This is a genomic window from Mesorhizobium sp. ES1-4 (genome assembly GCF_020164745.1).
GTDB lineage: Bacteria > Pseudomonadota > Alphaproteobacteria > Rhizobiales > Rhizobiaceae > Mesorhizobium.
In genome coordinates, this window is record NZ_JAIUGV010000001.1 from 232,302 (window position 1) to 251,922 (window position 19,621).

Annotated in this window: 19 protein-coding genes and 1 pseudogene; 9 read left to right on the plus strand and 11 right to left on the minus strand. The window is 61.8% G+C overall.

The features are described 5' to 3' along the window. The first annotated feature begins 115 nt into the window (after positions 1-115). The 5 genes from LB556_RS01190 (at position 116) to rimO (ending at position 4,517) form a co-directional block, all read left to right on the plus strand. Positions 116-922 (plus strand): alpha/beta fold hydrolase, encoded by an 807-nt coding sequence (locus LB556_RS01190; protein WP_224562273.1) that lies wholly within the window; start codon positions 116-118, stop codon positions 920-922. Between the two features lie 100 nt (positions 923-1,022). Continuing rightward, positions 1,023-1,721, plus strand: coding sequence for a DUF2161 domain-containing phosphodiesterase (locus tag LB556_RS01195; protein ID WP_224562274.1), 699 nt, complete (start codon positions 1,023-1,025; stop codon positions 1,719-1,721). Positions 1,722-1,776: 55 nt separating this feature from the next. Continuing rightward, positions 1,777-2,184, plus strand: coding sequence for a DUF930 domain-containing protein (locus LB556_RS01200; RefSeq protein ID WP_224562275.1), 408 nt, complete (start codon positions 1,777-1,779; stop codon positions 2,182-2,184). A 184-nt stretch (positions 2,185-2,368) separates the two neighbouring features. Further along, the gene (locus LB556_RS01205) at positions 2,369-3,055 is read left to right on the plus strand and encodes a TerC family protein (RefSeq protein WP_224562277.1); all 687 of its coding nucleotides are present in this window, start codon (positions 2,369-2,371) and stop codon (positions 3,053-3,055) included. Between the two features lie 148 nt (positions 3,056-3,203). Then, on the plus strand, positions 3,204-4,517 hold the full coding sequence (rimO, locus tag LB556_RS01210) for a 30S ribosomal protein S12 methylthiotransferase RimO (protein WP_224562279.1): 1,314 nt from the start codon (positions 3,204-3,206) through the stop codon (positions 4,515-4,517). On the opposite strand, the pseudogene LB556_RS01215 reads toward rimO, so the two are convergent. Then, positions 4,514-4,621 (minus strand): annotated as a pseudogene (locus tag LB556_RS01215) (IS5/IS1182 family transposase); the annotation flags it as partial. The gene rimO and the pseudogene LB556_RS01215 overlap by 4 nt on opposite strands. 128 nt (positions 4,622-4,749) lie before the next feature. Further along, the gene (locus LB556_RS01220) at positions 4,750-5,070 is read right to left on the minus strand and encodes a YdhR family protein (protein WP_224562280.1); all 321 of its coding nucleotides are present in this window, start codon (positions 5,068-5,070) and stop codon (positions 4,750-4,752) included. 218 nt (positions 5,071-5,288) lie between these two features. Between LB556_RS01220 and LB556_RS01225 the strand changes: the two genes are divergently transcribed. Then, complete coding sequence (locus LB556_RS01225; protein ID WP_224562281.1) at positions 5,289-6,242, plus strand: LysR family transcriptional regulator; 954 nt, start codon at positions 5,289-5,291, stop codon at positions 6,240-6,242. Between the two features lie 506 nt (positions 6,243-6,748). Here the strand turns inward: LB556_RS01225 and LB556_RS01230 are convergent. From LB556_RS01230 to LB556_RS01265, 8 genes are all read right to left on the minus strand, one after another. Further along, complete coding sequence (locus LB556_RS01230) at positions 6,749-7,792, minus strand: BMP family ABC transporter substrate-binding protein (protein WP_411908558.1); 1,044 nt, start codon at positions 7,790-7,792, stop codon at positions 6,749-6,751. Positions 7,793-7,866: 74 nt separating this feature from the next. Beyond that, on the minus strand, positions 7,867-8,787 hold the full coding sequence (locus tag LB556_RS01235) for an ABC transporter permease (protein ID WP_224562291.1): 921 nt from the start codon (positions 8,785-8,787) through the stop codon (positions 7,867-7,869). Next, on the minus strand, positions 8,787-9,917 hold the full coding sequence (locus tag LB556_RS01240) for an ABC transporter permease (RefSeq protein WP_224562293.1): 1,131 nt from the start codon (positions 9,915-9,917) through the stop codon (positions 8,787-8,789). The genes LB556_RS01235 and LB556_RS01240 overlap by 1 nt, the downstream gene beginning before the upstream one ends. Beyond that, the gene (locus LB556_RS01245) at positions 9,914-11,491 is read right to left on the minus strand and encodes an ABC transporter ATP-binding protein (RefSeq protein ID WP_224562295.1); all 1,578 of its coding nucleotides are present in this window, start codon (positions 11,489-11,491) and stop codon (positions 9,914-9,916) included. Before LB556_RS01245 ends, LB556_RS01240 begins: the two co-directional genes overlap by 4 nt. Before the next feature lie 215 nt (positions 11,492-11,706). Continuing rightward, positions 11,707-12,684, minus strand: coding sequence for a quinone oxidoreductase family protein (locus tag LB556_RS01250; RefSeq protein WP_224562297.1), 978 nt, complete (start codon positions 12,682-12,684; stop codon positions 11,707-11,709). A 27-nt stretch (positions 12,685-12,711) separates the two neighbouring features. Then, complete coding sequence (gene pcsA, locus LB556_RS01255; RefSeq protein ID WP_224562299.1) at positions 12,712-13,530, minus strand: phosphatidylcholine synthase; 819 nt, start codon at positions 13,528-13,530, stop codon at positions 12,712-12,714. Then, positions 13,527-14,141, minus strand: a complete 615-nt coding sequence (locus LB556_RS01260) for a DUF1326 domain-containing protein (RefSeq protein ID WP_224562300.1) — start codon at positions 14,139-14,141, stop codon at positions 13,527-13,529. The genes pcsA and LB556_RS01260 overlap by 4 nt, the downstream gene beginning before the upstream one ends. A 14-nt stretch (positions 14,142-14,155) precedes the next feature. Then, positions 14,156-15,043 (minus strand): DUF2182 domain-containing protein, encoded by an 888-nt coding sequence (locus LB556_RS01265; protein ID WP_224562301.1) that lies wholly within the window; start codon positions 15,041-15,043, stop codon positions 14,156-14,158. A 113-nt stretch (positions 15,044-15,156) separates the two neighbouring features. On the opposite strand from LB556_RS01265, the gene LB556_RS01270 reads away from it, so the two are divergent. Together LB556_RS01270 and hspQ are read left to right on the plus strand one after the other, a co-directional pair. Continuing rightward, a complete protein-coding gene (locus LB556_RS01270) occupies positions 15,157-16,371 on the plus strand; it encodes a UbiH/UbiF family hydroxylase (RefSeq protein ID WP_224562302.1) in 1,215 nt (404 codons plus the stop codon). A 148-nt stretch (positions 16,372-16,519) separates the two neighbouring features. After that, entirely contained in the window at positions 16,520-16,843 is a 324-nt protein-coding gene (hspQ, locus tag LB556_RS01275) for a heat shock protein HspQ (RefSeq protein WP_224563821.1), read from the plus strand. Positions 16,844-16,929: 86 nt separating this feature from the next. Here hspQ and LB556_RS01280 read toward each other — a convergent pair whose 3' ends face one another. Then, the gene (locus tag LB556_RS01280; protein WP_224562303.1) at positions 16,930-17,559 is read right to left on the minus strand and encodes an invasion associated locus B family protein; all 630 of its coding nucleotides are present in this window, start codon (positions 17,557-17,559) and stop codon (positions 16,930-16,932) included. Positions 17,560-17,792: 233 nt separating this feature from the next. Between LB556_RS01280 and LB556_RS01285 the strand changes: the two genes are divergently transcribed. Beyond that, complete coding sequence (locus LB556_RS01285; protein ID WP_224562304.1) at positions 17,793-19,613, plus strand: extracellular solute-binding protein; 1,821 nt, start codon at positions 17,793-17,795, stop codon at positions 19,611-19,613. The last annotated feature ends 8 nt before the right edge of the window (positions 19,614-19,621 follow it).

Consider the following 19,621-nt stretch of genomic DNA (forward strand, 5'->3'; position numbering starts at 1 on the left):
ACAATCTCCCCTATCGTGTCGCCTGATGGCAGCAGAAATCCCCTCGTGGGTTGGCGTTGGCGTGTCCCGGCAATAAACGTGGGGGCCCGCAGGTTTGCCACGAGGCTGTTTCGGCATGGATTATCGCGACGACGACCTGACGAAATTCGAAGCTCACGGCGCCGCTCCTTTGCCGGACGCGGCGGACGAAGGCCAGGTGGAGCACGAGGGTGCAAAAATCTGGTACGCCACGTTTGGAACCGGCTTTCCCGTGATCTTGTTGCATGGCGGTCTCGGTCATAGCGGCAATTGGGGATTTCAGGTCCCTGCATTGGTCAAGCACGGCTATCTGGTCGTCACCATCGACAGCCGCGGCCATGGGCGCAGCACCCGCGATGGACGGCCATACAAATACGAACTGATGGCCTCGGATGTCCTGGCGGTAATGGACCGCCTGCGATTGGACAAGGCTATCGCGGTGGGTTGGAGCGACGGCGCCTGCGTGGCCTTGATCCTTGGCATGAAGGCCGCCGATCGCATCGCGGGTGTGTTCTTCTTTGGCTGCAATATGGATCCCAGCGGCACGAAGGAATTCAAGGCCAGTCCGGTCATTGAGCGGTGTTTTAGCCGACACAAAAAGGACTATGCCGAGCTGTCCGCCACGCCAGGTCAATTCGATGAATTTGTCGAAGCCGTCGGCCTGATGATGAAGACCGAACCCAATTATGGCCTCGCCGAACTGGGAGAAATCAGGGTGCCCGTGGCGGTCGTGCAAAGCGAGCAAGACGAGTTTATCAAGGACGAGCACGCCGCCCACTTGGCCCGCAGCATACCGGCATCGGAACTGGTCATGCTGCCTGACGTCAGTCATTTCGCACCCTTGCAGCGTCCCGAACGGTTCAACCGCGCGCTGCTGGCTTTCCTGGCGAAAATCCATTCCTGAGCCCTGCCGCACCCCTGCGGAATCCCAGCCCAGGGCTGGTCATGTGGTACACCATTTCGCCCGGGAGGCTTTTCACGTCGAATCGGCTAGACCTTGCCGCATGAACGAAACCTCACTTTACGCGCCGGTGAAGCGGTTCCTGGAAAACCTCGACTTCGTCGTGAAAGGGGAAATCGGCGGCTGCGATATCGTCGCGCTGCGCGAGGGAGAGCCGCCGATCGTCGTCATCTGCGAGCTGAAGCTGCAGTTCAATCTCGAACTGGTCCTGCAGGGCGTAGACCGTGCGCCTGCCTGCGATGAAGTGTGGCTGGCGGCGCGCTTGTCGGCTCGGGGAAAAGGACGCGAGAGCGATGCCAGGTTCCGCAACCTGTGCCGTGGACTCGGCTTCGGATTGCTCGGCGTAACCGCCAATGATCGGGTCGAAGTGCTTCTCAGTCCGATCGCCCTGGCACCGCGCAAGAATGCGCGACGGCGCTCTCGCCTTGTCGACGAGCATCAGCGCCGCCGCGGCGATCCTGCCGTTGGCGGAGCATCGCGCAATCCGATCATGACCGCCTATCGGCAAAGCGCCCTCATTTGTGCCGCCGCGCTTGCGGACGGACCCAAACGGCCGCGCGATCTGAAAACCTTGACGCCAATCGCGCCGAAGATTCTGCGGCACAACGTCTATGGCTGGTTCGCAAGAGTCGAGCGCGGTCTCTACGATCTCACGGATGTCGGCCGCGCCTCGCTGGTGCGCTGGCCGCAGGTTCCGCACGATGAGGCCCGACACGAGATTTTGATTGCGCCGGGCGCCTGAACAGGGCCTTTGCTGAGCATGAACAGCCCCTGTTGGTTGATTGTTCAGACAAAATATGCTGCTTGTCCCGCCCATGAAGACACTCTGCATGATGGCCTTTGCGTCCTTGACGATGGCTTTTCCGGCCAGTGCGATGGACAGCGCTTTGCGTGCCGGGCTGATGAAACTTGACCCGCAGACACGTCTCGAGCAGCGTTGCGATGCCGAGATACTGGACCGGATCACTCACGATGATCGCAAGTTCAAGGCTGATCGTGTCGTCGCATACGCCTTTGCAACGCCAGAGATGAGCGCCGATGCGATCCGGAGCCCCGGTGCGGCGTTCCGCAGCAAGGGACAGTGGTACCGGCTGAAATTCAAATGCCAGACGGGACCGGACCATATGCAAGTGCTGCAACTACGCTACCGGATCGGCGATGAGATCCCGGAAGCCGACTGGGCAAAATACAACCTCTACGATTAGGTTTTCGCGGGCGTACGCCGGCATTTGGTTTGCCGCCGGCGATTGCTGAGTATCTCCTGTCATTCCGTTGCCGCGAAAATGGTTTTCAGCGCTGTCCGGCACGGCGACTTGACGTCAGCGGACCATGTCATTAGGCCCGTTCGGACGATCGCCGACGAACACTCGACGAAGGGCTTCCAGATCGATGGAAATATTAACCGCCGCGGGCTTTTCGGCTCTCCTTCAGGTCATCGCCATCGACCTTGCGCTCGCGGGCGACAATGCCATCGTCATCGGCCTCGCCGCTGCCGGCCTGCCGGCCAGCCAACGCCAGCGAGCCATTCTCGTCGGCATCGCGGCAGCCACCGTTCTTCGCATTTTCTTCGCCCTGATCACGCAATGGCTGCTGACCATTGGTCCGATGCTGCTTATCGGTGGCGGCCTGCTTTTGCTGTGGGTTTGCTGGAAGATGTGGCGCGAATTGTGGGTCAACCACGACGATGAGCGCGACGCCACCGAAGCGTTGTCCAACGACGACTTCGACAAGGATGGGGTCATCGCCGGCAAGAGGCCAGGCAAGACCTTTTCGCAGGCCGCCTGGCAGATCGTCATCGCCGACGTCTCGATGTCGCTCGACAATGTTTTGGCCGTGGCCGGCGCGGCCATGAACCATCCGACGGTGCTGATCGTCGGGCTGGCGCTGTCGATCGCCTTGATGGGCTTTGCCGCGTCGTTCGTCGCGCGCCTGCTGCACAAATACCGCTGGATCGCCTATATCGGCCTGGTCATCATCCTCTACGTTGCGGTCAAGATGCTGCTCGACGGTGCCGTACAGCAATTCCCCGATCATTTCGCCTTCCTGTCACCATGGTTCGGGTCAAGCGGGCATTGACGCAAGCCGGGCCCGGTTTGCCTGATTGTGCAAGCCGTGCTATTGCGCCGCCCGAATTGAGCTCCTGCTAGGAGCCACGCAAACCGTTATATGTTGAGACTGCCGGCCGGATCGGTGTTTCCGGTTCGCGTCCATTGGAAAACCGCTCATGTCCGCCCCGCGCGTCAGCTTCGTCAGTCTCGGATGTCCCAAAGCCCTTGTCGATTCCGAGCGCATCATCACGCGTCTGCGGGCCGAGGGCTATGAGATCGCCCGCAAGCATGACGGCGCCGATCTCGTTGTGGTCAACACCTGCGGTTTCCTTGATTCCGCCCGCGACGAGTCGCTCAACGCGATCGGCTCCGCGCTCTCGGAAAACGGCCGGGTCATCGTCACCGGCTGCCTCGGTGCCGAACCCGACGTGATCCGCGAGAAGCATCCCAACGTTCTCGCCATTACCGGTCCGCAGGCCTATGAGAGCGTGATGGCCGCGGTGCATGAGGCGGCCCCTCCATCGCACGATCCCTACATGGACCTCCTGCCGCCGCAGGGCATCAAGCTGACGCCGCGCCACTACGCCTATTTGAAGATTTCGGAAGGCTGCAACAACCGTTGCACCTTCTGCATCATTCCGGCTCTGCGCGGCGATCTCGTCTCGCGACCGGCGGCCGATGTGCTGCGCGAAGCCGAAAAACTGGCCAAGGCCGGCGTCAAGGAACTGCTCGTCATCTCGCAGGATACCAGCGCCTACGGCATCGACATCAAATACCAGACGTCCATGTTCGGCGACCGCGAAGTGCGCGCGAAATTCCTCGATCTCTCCGAGGAGTTGGGCAAGCTCGGCATCTGGGTGCGCATGCACTATGTCTACCCCTACCCGCATGTCGCCGACGTCATCCCGCTGATGGCCGATGGAAAGATCCTCCCCTATCTGGATATCCCTTTCCAGCACGCCTCCCCGCAGGTGCTGAAGAACATGCGCCGACCCGCCCATGGCGAAAAGACGCTCGAGCGCATCCGCGGCTGGCGCGACGTGTGCCCGGACCTCGCCATCCGCTCGACCTTCATCGTCGGCTTCCCCGGTGAAACGGATGACGATTTCGAGATGCTGCTCGATTGGCTGGATGAAGCCAAGATCGATCGCGCCGGCTGCTTCAAATACGAGCCGGTCAGGGGCGCCCGCTCCAACGACCTCGGGCTCGGGCAGGTGCCGCAGGAGATTAAGGAAGCGCGCTGGCACCGCTTCATGCAGCGTCAGCAGAAGATTTCGGCAACGCAATTGGCCAGGAAGGTCGGCAAGCGCCTGCCGGTGCTGATAGACGAGGCGCAGGGCACCTCGGCCAAGGGCCGCACCAAGTATGACGCGCCGGAGATCGACGGCTCCGTCCACATCCAGTCGCGCCGCCCGTTGCGCGCCGGTGACATCGTTACCGTCAAGGTCGAGCGTGCCGACGCTTATGATCTCTATGGTTCGGCGGTCTAGGCCGTGGACTCATCATTAACGCGCAGCCACAGCCGTATTGACGCGAGTTGGTAATTGGCCGCGATCTGGTCGTAGCGGGTCGTGACACGCCGACAGTGTCTGATCACGTGCACGTGGCCGAGCGGCTTGCCTGTTCGAAACCGCAGACGCTCTGCCGCGCTATGAGCGCAGCAGGGCGGTGGGGCCGCCGATACGGCACGGCCCGCGCCAATCCTGAAGACTTCTTCGCCGGCTACGCCGCCTTGCTGGCCGGCGCCGCGTTGTCGACGATCACCGGCGTGTCGAACCAGGTGATCTGAGGCGCGCCACCAAAGACCTTCGTAACGTGCTCGCGCCACTCCGTGTTGTAGGCGGCCTCGGCCGCGGCGCGCGATTCCCAGAGATAGACGCCACCGGCCGTGTGCCCATCCTCCGCCCGCAGGTAGTATTTCCGGATCAATCCCGGCAAACTGCGGTAGTTCGGGGCGCTCGACTCGAAATGACGCGTCGCCTCCTCGAGGCTGATCGGCTGTGGCAGCCGGAATTGCACCACTGTGGTGATTGTTTTGCGCACGACGTTTCTCCTCTCTGATCGGGTCATGCGACCCGGCATTCATCCTGACCGTAAGGCGCCCGGACACGGCATAGCCAACGTGAGAGACTTGGCATCTGCCTATTTTTGTCCCATCATTGCCTCCCGGAGGAACGTTACGTTAGCGGCAGCAAAGCCTGGGCTGAATTCGCGAATTCTCGACGCGCCTTGTGCAAATTTGCACAGGACAGGGGCTCGCCATGCAGTGGGATGATTTGAGGATATTCCTTGCTGTCGCGCGTGATGGATCGATCAGCGGCGCGGCAAAACGGATCAACGTGCAGCATTCGACGGTCTCGCGCCGTATCAAGGTGCTAGAACAAAAGCTCGGCACGCACCTGATCGAGCGCAAGGCGTCGGGCTACGAACTCACCAGCGCCGGCGAGGAACTGAAGCTCGCTGCCAGCAAGATGGAAGTCGAGGTGCTGGAGATCGAAGGCGCGCTCGGCGGCGAAGAAGATCGTCCAACCGGCGTACTCCGCGTCGCTGCGATCAACAACATGGCCTCGTCGGTGCTGATGCCGATATTCGCGCGCTTCAGCGCAAAATATCCAGAGATCGAGCTGCACATACAGGTCTCGAACAAATATGTCAGCCTGGCCAAGCGCCAGGCCGATGTTGCAATCCGCCAGACCAACACGCCGCACGAGACACTGGTCGGCACGTTGCTCAGTAAGGTCGCCTCTGCCGTCTATGGCGAGCGCAACTATGTGGCCTCATTGCGCTCCGGTGCGCCGCCGAAATGGCTGGGCGTGGAATGCTGCGCCTCCCACCAGTCGTGGACAAATGCTGCGTGCCCCAACCGCGATCACAGCTTTTTTGTCGACGATACTTTGTTGACCGTCGCGGCGCTGCGCGAGGGAATGGGCCTCGCCTATCTGCCGTGCTTCATGGGCGACAATGACGCCCGACTGCTCCGTTATCTCGCCCCGGAGCCGCATCATGATGTCGGCCTCTGGCTGCTCTACCATCCTAATCTCCGACGCACCAAGCGTGTGCGGCTGTTTCGCGAACACATGCTGGCGGAAATCGTGGGCCAGCGGGAGCTGTTCGACGGTTCGAAGCCGCGACGTGACGACCGGAACAATTTCGGCACCATGCCGTCGCCGCAACCGAAACGCCACGAACGACAGGCTGCACCCAGCGTGAAATAGAGTTTGGCCTCCGTTGCCGTTGTGGCGCAACATGTCGCCTTCTGGCCCTTCTTGGGCCTCCAAGCATGTCCGCGTTCATGCTGCTTCCGGTGTACAAGCGGATATCCAAGCGTGATCGTTCCGAACGTCCCAGATGACCCAGAGCGATTTGTTGAGCCGCTCCAGGTCGTCGTTTTTGCGCAATTCCGGACGGAAAACCGCTACGCACTTTTCCTGGAATTGCTGGATTTACCCCATTTGGCGATAGTTGCGGCCATTTACCCTGTTTGGTTGCCGCCCTGCTTTATGGTTTGCGGACCGTAAACGCAGAGGCTTGGCATGGATGCCAGACCTGCCAGGCAGAACTACTTTGCAACGCTGGACCTGCCGAGGTTGGCGGCTGCAGTCGCCGTCGTGCTGTATCACTACTTCTTTCGTGGCCCAGCGGCCGGGCCCCCGCCGCAACGCATCCCGCCGAATGAAAAGGGCGCCCTGCGGCGCCCTTCCCTTTTGCAACTCCGTGCGGCTTATTGCGGCAGCTTGTCGTCGACGCCTTTGACGTAGAAATTCATGCCGAGCAGCGTGCCGTCGTCGGCGACCTCGCCGTCCTTCAGCCAGGGCGTGCCGTCCTGCTTGGCGATCGGCCCGGTGAAGGGGTTCCAGCCGTCGGCGATCTTCTTCTCGGTCGCCTCGGCCATCGCTTTCACGTCGTCGGGCATGTTGGTGTAGGGCGCGAGCTTCACCGCGCCGTCCTTGATGCCGAGCCAGACATTGTCGGGCTTCCAGGTTCCGTCGATGGCTGCCTGGACCCGGCTGATGTAGTACGGACCCCATTCGTCGGTCAGCGAGGTCAGCTGCGCGTGCGGCGCGAACTTGATCATGTCGGACGACTGGCCGAAGCCATGCAGCTTGCGCTCTTCGGCCACCTGCAGGGGGGCGGTCGAGTCGGTATGCTGGACGATGATGTCGGCGCCCTGGTCGAACAGCGCCTTGGCGGCGTCGGCTTCCTTGCCCGGATCGAACCATGAGTTCACCCAGACGATCTTGGCCTTGAAGTTCGGGTTGATCGACTGCGCGCCGAGCATGAAGGAGTTGATACCCATCACCACTTCCGGAATCGGGAAGGAGACGATGTAGCCGGCGACGCCGGACTTCGATTCCTTGGCGGCGATCTGGCCGAGCACGTAGCGGCCTTCATAGAAGCGGGCATTGTAGATGCCGAGATTGTCCCCAGTCTTGTAGCCGGTGGCGTGCTCGAACATCACCTTGGGAAACTTCTTGGCGACCTTCACTTCGGCGTCCATGAAACCGAACGAGGTGCCGAAGATCAGCTTGCAGCCTTCGCGCGCCAGGCGCTCGAAGGCGCGGTCGGCGTCGGGGCCTTCCGAGACGTTCTCCAGATAGGCCGTCTCGACCTTGTCGCCGAGCGCTTTCTCGACTTCGAGGCGGCCCTGGTCGTGTTGGTAGGAATAGCCGAAATCGCCGATTGGGCCGGTATAGACCCAGCAGGCCTTCAACTTGTCGGCGGCCTCCGCTGACGCGGCCAGCGACAAAGCCGCTGTCGTCGTCATCAGGGCAATAAGCAGTTTTATCATTGTGTTACCTCTCTGTGTTAGCCTTGGAGCTTCCCGTCTTTTTGTTGTTGTCAACGATCCGGAACGAATGGCTGCCCCAGGGATGCCGGCGTGTTCATCATCGTCAGACGCTTGTTGCGCGAGATTAGAACGAGAACCACGACGGTTGCCAGATAGGGTAGCGAAGAAAGCATCTGCGAAGGCACCGGAATGCCAAAAGCCTGTGCATGAAGTTGGCCGATCCACACCGCGCCGAAGATGTAGGCGCCGGCCAGCACCCGCCATGGCCGCCAGGATGCGAACACGACCAGCGCGAGCGCGATCCAGCCGCGACCGGCGGACATGTTCTCGACCCACTGCGGCGTATAGACCAGCGACAGATGTCCGCCGGCAAGGCCGGCGCAGGCGCCGCCGAAGATCACCGCGAGGTAGCGGTAGCGGATCACCTTGATGCCAAGCGCATGCGCTGATGTGTGGCTGTCGCCGATCGAACGCAACGTCAGCCCGGTACGCGTCTTGAACAGGAACCACATCACCGCGGCTGTCAGCGCGATTGAAATATAGAACACGGGGTCCTGGCCAAACAGCAACTTACCCACGACAGGGATCGAGCTGAGGCCGGGAATATCAAGGTTGGGCAACCTGACGCCCGGCTGGCCGACGAAGCGCGTTCCCATCATGCCGGAGAGGCCGAGACCAAGCAGCGTCAGCGACAATCCGGTCGCCACCTGGTTGGTGGCCAAGGACAGCGTCATGACGGCAAACAGCAGGGAGAAAAGCGCTCCCACGACGACCGCAGCCAGAAGGCCGATCCAGGGCGATCCGGTCAGATAGCCGGCTCCGAAGCCGCCGACGGCGCCCATGACCATCATGCCTTCCACGCCGAGATTGAGCACGCCGGAGCGTTCGACCACCAGTTCGCCGATCGCGGCGATCAGAAGCGGCGTCGCCGCCGTGGCGATGGTCAGGAGGATGTTGACGGTAATGTCCATCAGCGGGCTTCCTTCAACTTTGGCGCAGCCTCGAGTTTCGCGGGGGCTTGCCGTTTGGTCAGCGCCAGGCCGATCAATCGAATGCGGTAATGAATGAGCGTGTCGCAGCCGAGCACGAAGAACAGCAGCATGCCCTGGAACACTCTCGCCACCTTGTCGGAAATGCCGAGCGCGCTTTGCACCGCCTCGCCGCCGAGATAGGTCAGCGCCAGCACGAGACCTGCGGCGACGATGCCGAGCGGATTGAGGCGGCCGAGGAAGGCCACGATGATGGCGGTGAAGCCGTAACCAGGCGAAATCACCGGCTGCAGTTGCCCGATCGCGCCGGAGACTTCCGAGATGCCGGCGAGCCCGGCAAGCGCGCCCGACAGCAGGAAGGCAAAGAACACCATCCGGTTGAGGCCGAAGCCGGCGAAGCGCCCCGCCCTCGGGCTCGAGCCCAGCACGCGGACCTCGAAACCCTTCAGCATGCGGCCCATCAGGATCCAGATCAGCACCGCGGCAACGAGTGCGAAGACGAAGCCCCAATTGGCGCGCCCGGCGTCCGGCATCAGCTGCGGCAAGGTGGCCGCGTCGCCGAACTGGATCGTCTGCGGGAAGCCATGGCCTTGCGGATCGCGCCATGGACCGCGCACCAGCCAGTCGAGGAAGAGCTGGGCGACATAAACCAGCATCAGGCTGGTCAGGATCTCATTGGTGTTGAAACGGGTTTTCAGGAAAGCGGGAATGGCCGCATAGGCAGCGCCGCCAACCATGCCAAGCAAAAGCATCAGCGGCAGCACCAGCGGGCCTTCGAATTCAGGGAACAGCACCGGAATGGCCGAGCCGAAGATGGCGCCGAAAATGAACTGGCCTTCGGCGCCGATGTTCCAGATGTTGGCCTTGTAGCAGACAGACAGGCCAACCGCGATCAAGATGAGCGGCGCCGCCTTGATCGCCAGTTCGTGCAGCTGCCAGACCTGGCTGATCGGTTCGATGAAGTAGATCCGGAACGCGGTCAGCGGGTTGACGCCGAGCAGCGCGAACATGATGGCGCCGGCGATGATCGTCAGGGCGAAGGCGATGAACGGCGACAGCATTGAGAACAGCGCCGAGCGCTGCGGACGTTTGACGAGTTCCAGGCGCATCATGCTGTCTCCAGCGTATGTTCGGCGTGGCCGGGTTCGGCGCCGCCCATCAGCAACCCGACCTTCTCGAAGGTCGCTTCGGCGATCGGCATCGGTTCCGATAGTACTCCATTGTGCATGACGGCGATCGCGTCCGATATTTCGAACAGCTCGTCGAGATCCTGGCTGATCACCAGCACCGCCGACCCGCTGCGAGAAAGCTCGATCAGCGCCTGACGGATGTGTGCCGCGGCTCCGGCGTCGACGCCCCATGTCGGCTGGTTCACCACCATGACGCTTGGGCGGCGGTCGAGCTCGCGGCCGACGATGAATTTCTGCAGATTGCCGCCCGAAAGCGCTGCCGCTTCAGGATCCGGCGCGCTCTTGCGCACATCCATCGCCTCGATGATCCGTTGCGAGGCTGCGTAGACGGCGCCGCTCTTGACCATGCCGCCGGTGCCGACAAAAGCCTTGCCATCCGTGGCATGGCGCGACAGCAGGAGGTTTTCCGAGAGCTTCATGCGTGGCGCGGCACCGTGGCCGAGCCGTTCTTCCGGCACGAAGGCAGCTCCCAGCAGGCGCCGCCCGGTGATGGTCAGGCCGCCGGCGTCCTTGCCGCGGATACGCACCGAGGTGGCATCCTGCTGCAGAACCTCGCCGGAGACGGATTCGAAGAACTCGCCCTGGCCATTGCCGGCGACACCGGCAATGCCGATCACCTCGCCGGCGCGGACATCGAGGCGGATGTTCTTGAGCGGAATGGAAAACGGCGTTGCCGGTTTGCGGTTGAGGCCGCGAATTTCGAGCAGCGGCTGCGCGGTTTCGATTCCCTCGGCTGGCGCCCGCACCACGGACTTTACCTCGCTGCCGACCATCATGCGGGCGAGCGAGGCGGCCGTCTCCTCGCGCGGATTGCAGTGACCGACCACCTTGCCATGCCGCAGCACGGTGGCGCGGTCGCAGATGCGTTTGACCTCTTCGAGCCGGTGCGAAATGTAGAGGATCGATTTGCCTTCCGCGCGCAAGCGCTCCAGCGTCTCGAACAACTTGTCCGCTTCCTGCGGCGTCAACACCGATGTCGGCTCGTCCAGGATGATGAGTTGCGGCGTCTGCAGCAGGCAGCGGATGATCTCGATGCGCTGGCGTTCGCCGACCGACAGGTCGCCGACCAGCGATTCCGGATCGAGCGGCAGGCCGTAGCTGTAGGAAAGCGCCCTCGCCTTGGCCGCGATGCTGCCGATCGGCGAGCCGTCATCCAGCGACAGCGCGATGTTCTCGGCGGCCGTCAACGCCTCGAAAAGCGAAAAATGCTGGAAGACCATGCCGATGCCGAGCTTCTTGGCAACGCCCGGGCTGGGGATCCGCACCGCCTGGCCGTTCCAGAAAATCTCGCCCGAATTGGGCTCCAGCGAGCCGAACAGCATCTTGACAAGCGTCGACTTGCCGGCGCCGTTCTCGCCGAGCAAAGCGTGGATTTCACCTTTGGCGATGTTGAGGTCGACATGGTCGCACGCCGTCAGCGTGCCGAATATCTTGGTCAGGCCGCGAACCTCCAGCAGGTTCGCCCCATCATGATTTGCACTCACAGTGCCTCCCATCCGGATTACCGGACATGTTCTGTGTTCCCGCAAGCATCGTATGCGCGGCCGGCTCTCGGGCGAAAGCAGCACCCGACTTGAAAGAGCTTCAAGAATTTCAGCGGAAACTCAAGGCGAAAGATTAGCCCTCCTCGCGCAGGGATGCGGTAGCCCGGTTTTCATGCACATCATGCCCGCGGCTGCGGCAGGGCGCTGAAAACCCAGGCAGACCGTCGTCAGGGAACCAGGATGGTCGTGCCTGTCGTCCTGCGTCCCTCAAGATCCTGATGTGCCTTGCCGGCGTCCTTCAGCGCATAGCGCTGGTTGATCTTGATTTCGACCGCCCCGCTGAGCACGACCTCGAACAGTGCGGCGGCGGAGGCGTCGAGGTGCTCTCGTTTGGCATTGTAGACGAACAGCGTCGGCCGCGTGGCGAACAGCGAGCCCTTCTGCGCCAGCAGCGACATCGAGAACGGCGGGATGGGGCCGGAGGACTGGCCGAAGCTGACGAACATGCCGAGCGGTTTCAGGCAGTCGAGCGAGGCCGGAAACGTGTCGTTACCCACCGAATCGTAAACGACGTCGCATTTCCCGCCGCCGGTGATAGCGGCCACGCCGGCGACGAAATCCTGCTCCTTGTAGTTGATGACATGGTCGAAGCCGTGAGCCTTGGCCAGTTCGATCTTGTCGGCGGAACTGGCTGTGCCGATGACCGTCGCCCCGAGATGCTTGGCCCATTGGCCCAGGATGAGCCCGACGCCACCGGCCGCGGCATGAAACAGGATCGTGTCGCCCGCCTTCACCTTGAACGTCCGGCGCAGGAGATATTCCGCGGTCATGCCCTTCAGCATCATGGCGGCGGCCTGTTCGTCGCTGATGCCGTCCGGCACCTTGACCACCTTGCTGGCATCGATGACCCGCTCTTGCGCATAAGCACCCGTCGTCACGGCGTAGGCAATACGATCGCCCGCCTTCAGCCAGTCGACGTCCTGGCCGACTTCCAGCACCACGCCGGCGGCTTCGCTGCCCGGAATGAGCGGAAATCCGCCGGGCGGCGGATAGAGGCCCGAGCGATGATAGACGTCGATGAAGTTGAGACCGATCGCGGTATGCCTGATCAGGATCTGCCCCGAGCCCGGTTGGCCGGGATCGGCGTCCTCATAGATCAGCACTTCCGGGCCGCCATTGGCGTGGATGCGGATGGCTTTGGACATGGACGGGATTCCTTGAAGAGCGGCTGGTCAGGCCTTTTTGGCACCGAGGTTGGGAAAGAACTGCATGATGCCACCAATGCTTGCGAGGTAGAGCCCGGTAACGGTGATGCCGATCTTGGTGAAGGTGCTGACCTGCTCGCCCAACACGCCGATCTGGTCGTAGAAGGCGGCGAGCGCCGCCTGCGCGAGTGCAAGCGCGCCGAAGGCGCACCACAACAGCGTCATGCCGAGATTGATCGGCCGCAGCCGCACCACCCGTACCGGATGGATGAAGTTTATCGGGACAAAAGTCAGAATGCCGGCCACCACCACCACCGCGAACGAAACCCATTGTCCCGGTTCGATGACGAACAGCGTGAACACCACCATGTTCCAGACCACGGGGAATCCCTTGAAGAAATTCTCCTTCGTCTTCATGCCGGTGTCGGCATAGTAGATGGCGCTCGACACCACGATGATGGCCGCCGACAGAAACGACAGGCCCTCGCCCATGAAACCCCGTTGGTAGAGCGCGAAGGCCGGGATCAGCACGTAGGTCACGTAATCGATAATGTTGTCGAGGAGTTCGCCCGACCACGTCGGCAGGATTTCCTTGACCTCCAGCTTTCGCGCGATCGGCCCATCAATGCCATCGACGAACAGAGCCAGTCCGAGCCACCAGAACATTGCCGTCCAGCGCTCCTCGCTCGCCGCCACCAGCGACAGGAAGGCGAGGAATGAGCCGGATGCCGTGAGCAGATGGACCGAAAACGCCCTCGCTTGTGGCCAGGTGACCTTCTTCTTTGGCCGCGGAATCCGATCCGTGATCTTCTTGGCCGCTTTCCTGGCCGTTGTGTTCTTGCTCACGGGCCCCGCCAATCCAGCTTGCATATCTCGGCCGAGCGGCCCGCGAAATTCCAGTTTCGGCCAAAGGCCCGCATCTTGCTCTTGTCGGACCTGGCCACGATGATCTCCGGCGCGATCCAGTATTCGGAATTCGTGATCACCGTATCCTTCTCGCGGTCCTTGCCCGCGATGGGCGTGACCGCCCCGTCGATGATCTTCGGTATCTGGAAAATGCGCGTCTTGTCCTGCGTCTCGTAGCTTATCGGCACCTGTTCGACGCCCAGGAACTTGCCGACGAGGATGGATAGCAGCGACGTGGTCCCGCCGGCTTTGCCGGTGAAGATCTTGGTCAACGCCTTGACCGCGTAGACCGAGGCTCTGTTGTCGATGAACAGGCCCGCGGTCCAGTTGCCGCGGCTCATGTAGCCGGGGATCTCCATGATCAGCCCAAGATTGAGGCCGGAGAGGTCGACATCGCCGAAATGACCGGCGTCGATACGAAACCCCGCCCAGGTCTGGCAATAGCCCTCGGTCGGAGGATGACTGCCAAGCGACAGAACGCAAGGACAAAAAACCGTGCAATTGCAGGAGAGCACGAGTTCTCCTTTCATTGCCCAGCTCTGATCTGCCATCGAATTTCCCCCGGTCACAGCGAGACTACTAGCAGCGCGCCTGCCCAGACAAGCAGTATCGCACCAGCCAGCCGGGTTGGAAGACTGCCCCTAGTCTGTTTTTCAATCAGAGTGAACACCCCGATCAACGCCATCCAGAAGACATTCATCACGCCCACGGCGAACATCACCAGCATCAGGGCCCAGCAGCATCCCAGGCACCAGATGCCTTGCGCGACGCCGAGCCGGAAGACGCGGACGGTTCTGGCGCTCCAGTTCGAAAACAGGATCGAGAACGGGTTCCGGCACTTCGTCAGGCAGGCCTCCTTGAGGCCGCTGAACTGGTAGAGGCCGGCAACCAGCAAGGCAAGCCCACCGGCGATGCCAAGCACCGGATCGAATATGCCGCCGGAGGCGGCGAATGCGTGGACGGCAAGTGTCAGCGCCGCAAACAGAATCGAGGCGGCGAGCCAGACGCAGAGATAGCCGGCAACCAGCACCAGCGGATGGACGGCGGGCTCTCCCTTGATCTGCGCCGTATCGGCGATCTCGCAATAGGTACGGATCATCGGTGCGGCGGACGGCAGCATCGCCGCGATCGCCATGAGGAACCACATGACAATGAGCGCTAGGGCGCGCGGGCCGATGCTTGCGTCCAGCGGCGCCGGTGAAAGGCAGAGTGCGAAGAACCGTTCGAGGATGGCGGGCAGCGGCAGCCGCGGCAAGGTGCGCAGCAAAGCGTCGCCTGGCCCGCCGATCTGGGCCTCCGCGCTGCGAATCGCCATCGCTGCAAGCAGCAGCCAGGCCAGCGCGATGCTTGCACCGACGACGATGGTGACCGTCAAGCGCGGATTGCGCGCGACGTTTGCCGCGGCACGTCCCGCGCGATCGAGGTGGCTGAAATCGTCCTGTTGGCCGGTCATGACACTCGAATGGGCCGAATCGCCGCGTTGATCAAGCCGCATGATCTGCCCTATATGCGTGTCTCGACTGGCAGGTCTGGTGGCCGCCTCGCACAGCAAGCCGGAAGCCGATCTTGGAGCATCAGGGAACAGCGCGGATACTGATCGCAGGCACGGGGCCGGCCGGCTTGATCGCCGCGCTTGCCTTCGCCGATGCCGGCTTTCCGGTGACGATTGCCGGGCCTGAGATTTCGGCTCCCGATGGCCGCACCACCGCGCTCATGACGCCTGCCCTCAAGGTGCTCGAACGGCTGGGCGTGCTCCAGGACATTAGGCCCATGGCCGCCCCCTTGAAGGTGATGCGCATTGTCGACGCGACCGCCCGGCTGATCCGTAGTCCCGTCGTCACTTTCCGTGCCAGCGAGATCGACGAGGAACAGTTCGGCCTGAACCTGCCCAACAACGTTCTTGGGCCGGCGCTTGCCGGCAAGGTGGCCGCGCATTCCGGGATCGAATGGCGCGGATCGATGGTGAAGGACTGGCATCTCGGCGCCGCAGAAGCCCGTGCCACGCTGGCTGACGGTAGCGAGATCGATGCATCCCTTGCGGTCGCTGCCGACGGCCGCCTGTCGCCGGCCCGCGAGGCCGCTGGTATCTCGACGGCGGCGCGCGCCTACCCGCAGGCGGCGCTCGTTCTCAATTTCGGCCATAGCCGCGACCATGGCTTCACCTCAACGGAATTCCATACCGAGACCGGCCCGTTCACGCAGGTTCCGCTGCCGGGCAATCGCTCCAGCCTTGTCTGGGTGGTCAAGCCTGAGACCGCCAGGGAGCTTGCGGCATTGGACGACGCAGCGCTCTCACCGCGCATCGAACGACAGATGCAGTCGATGCTGGGCCGGGTAACCGTGGAGCCGGGCCGTCAGATTTATCCGTTGTCGACGGTGACCCCCCTGCGTTTTTCGGCGCGACGGGTGGCGCTTGTCGGTGAGGCCGCGCACGTGTTCCCGCCGATCGGTGCGCAAGGCCTCAACCTGGGCATCAGGGATATCGACGATCTGATTGGAATCGCACGTGAAAATCGTGACGATCCGGGGGCTGCTTCTGCCCTTGCCATATACGATTTCAAGCGCCGCCCCGATATTCTGGCGCGCAGCAGCGCTGTCAATCTGCTCAACATGTCGCTCCTTTCGGACATGTTGCCGGCACAGATGGCCCGCGGCGCTGGTCTTGGAGCGCTTGGCGGCTTTACGTCGCTCCGCGCCTTTTTCATGCGCGAAGGGCTTCGTCCCGGCAGCGGCTTTGCGGCGCTTGCGGGTGGCCTGCGGAGGCCGACGCGGCAGCAGTAGCGACCTTGCGGATTTTGCCGCGGTATCGCGACGTTTATCAAAAACCTTTGTGGCCGGTATCGCGTATCTTGAGGGCGCTCATACGCTCGGGATTGAATTAACGCCGAGTCTGCGCCAAATAAAGTCAAGGAATTCAGTGGTGAGTACGATGAAAACGGCCAAATTCGCGATCGGACAGGTGGTTCGCCACCGGCTGTTCCCGTTCCGAGGCATTATTTTCGACGTCGACCCGCAATTCGCCAACACCGATGAATGGTACGAAGCCATCCCCGCCGACGTAAGGCCGCGCAAGGACCAGCCGTTCTACCACCTGCTCGCGGAAAACTCGGAAACCGAATATATCGCCTATGTGTCGGAACAGAATCTGCTCGAGGATCAGTCGGGGGAACCGGTCCGCCATCCGCAGATCAAGGAAATGTTCGACAAGAAGCCTGATGGGCACTACGAGCCGAAACGGCATTCCAGGCACTGACTTCCGGTATACGGGTGCGGCCAGGAACGAAAAAAGCGGGGCATGACCCCGCTTTTTCTTTGAAAGATGGAATAATCGACGCCGACTCAGTTGGCGGTCTTCGCCTTGTCCTGCTCGTCCTTGAGTTTCTTGGCGAAATCCTGGTTGTTCTTGGCGACGAAGTCCTGAAGCTTCTTCTGCCTGTCCTCGATGTCCGACTGCTGCAGCGGGGGGCCATCATAGGCGCCGCTGAAACCCTGCAGCGCGATCTTGATCGGGTTGGCCTGGTTCTGGAAGTTGATCGAGGTCAGCGTGATCCCCTGACCCTTCTTGAACGCGGCGACGAGCTGGTCGGTCAGCGGCACTTCCGCCACGCAACGATCCGGGAAGCAGATGACATAGTCGAGCTTCTGCGCCTTACCGGTATCGATCTGCAGGCCGATGCCGGGAGGCACGAGGCGGCCGGTCGGCACTGTCACCTGGAACACCTTGCGGTTCACCTTGCCTTTGAGCTCGATAAGGCTGACGCCGGTCACGAGCTGGCCGTTGCCCGCGGTGACGATGTTCTGGACATTGCAGATGTCGACGTCTTCCTGCTTGGTACAGGCCTTGAACCAGCCCTGCGGAATCTGCGGTTGCTGCTGCGCGGAGGCAGACGGAAGTCCCGCGCAGAGAAAGCCGACCACGCCTGCGGCCATGACCGACAGGCGGTACGCGTTGCTGTTCAGGCTCGTCATGTCGTGCACTTCCTCTCAATAATCCTGGGACCGGCTTCTTCGTGCCTTGTGGTCCAGCTACCTGTTGCCAAAATGAGGCGACAGAATGACTTCGGACCGCGTGTTACACTGCAAGCGGTGTCGAATCCAGCCCGCCCACTTGTATTTCTTGACGACGCCATTGGCCCGCCACGCAGTCGCCCCATGCTAGGGTGCGCACCGAATCATCAAGCCGACCTGTTAAGGAGACGGTCATGAGCCGCGTTCTTGTTTGGCTGGTCACCGCAATATCGTTTTTCGCCCTGTCGTCCCAGTCGGCGCGGTCCGAGCCGAAATACGCGATCGCGATGCAGGGCGAACCGGCCCTGCCGCCGGACTACACGCATTTCAGCTACGTCAATCCTGATGCGCGGAAGGGCGGCAGCATCACCTATTGCGTCGTCGGCAGTTTCGACAATCTCAACCCTTTCATCCTGAAAAGCCTGCGCACGACAGCGCGCGGCATGATGGACACGATCTTCGGCAATCTGGTCTTCGAGCCGCTGATGCAGCGCAGTGCCGACGAGGCTTTTACCCTCTATGGGCTTCTGGCCGACACCGCCGACATGGACCCCGAGCGCAAGAGTATCGAATTCCATCTCAATCCGAATGCCAAATGGTCGGACGGTCAGCCGGTGACGCCGGAAGACGTGCTGTTCACCTACGATGCCTATACGCAGAAAGGCCGTCCGCCCTACAGCGATCGCATGGCCAGGATCGCCAAACTCGAAAAGACCGGCGACCATAGTGTGCGCTTCACCTTCAACGACAAGGCCGATCGTGAGTTTCCGCTGATCATCGCGCTGACGCCGATCATCCCCAAGCACGCTTTCGACATGGACACGTTCGACAGGACGACGCTGAAACCTTTGATCGGCAGCGGACCCTACACGGTCGACAAGGTACAGCCCGGCCAGCGCATCGTCTTCAAGCGCAACCCTGACTACTGGGGAAAGGATGTTCCCGCCAAGCGCGGTTTCGACAATTACGACCAGATCACCATCGAGTATTTTCTCAACGCCAACGCCAAGCTCGAAGCGTTCAAGAAGGGGCTTTGCGCCATCGACGACGACAGCGATCCGGTAAAGCGCGAGCGCGATCTCGATTTTCCCGCCTTCCATAGGGGAGACGTGGTTTCCGAGACCTTTGATACCGGCATTCCGCCCGTCGTGACCGGTTTCCTGTTCAACACAAGGCTGCCGAAGTTTTCCAATCCGGTGGTTCGGCGCGCACTCGGCATGCTTTACGATTTCGAATGGGCCAACAAGAATCTGTTCGGCGGCAAGTACACCCGCACGATGAGCTATTGGCAGAACTCCGAGCTTTCAGCGCTCGGCCATCCGGCGGATGACAGGGAAAAGGCGCTGCTGGCACCCTACCCCGGCCGCGTGCCGCCCGACGTCATGGACGGCACTTGGAAGCCGCCGGTGACAGACGGTTCCGGCCAGGACCGCAAGGTGCTGAAGACCGCTTTCGATCTTCTGAAAAGCATCGGCTACCACGTCAGCGATGGCACGATGCTCGATCCCGACGGTAAACCTTTCGGATTCGAAATCCTGACCGCTTCGCAGGACGAAGAGCGTCTGGCCGGCATCTATCAGCGCACTTTGGAGAAGATCGGCATCAAAGTCGGCATTCGCAGCCTGGACGGCGATCAGATCCAGTCGCGCAAGCAGCGTTTCGATTTCGAGGTGCTGATCGGCTCCAGCGGCTTCAACAATTCATTGTCCCCCGGCATCGAACAGATTGGGCGCTGGTCATCCGAGGCGGCCAGGACCGAAGGATCGTTCAATCTCGCCGGCGTCGCTGACCCCGCGATCGATGCCGCCATCGACGCAATGCTGCGAGCGCGTTCGAAGGAGGATTACGTCGCGGCGGTTCGCGTTCTCGACCGGCTGCTGATCTCCGGCCACTACATGGTGCCGATGCAGTACAACACGCAGCAATGGCTTGCTTACTGGAATTATCTGGAACATCCGCGAAAGACGCCCATATTCGGTTACCAGTTGCCGACCTGGTGGCGCAAACCGAACTGAGGTCCGGA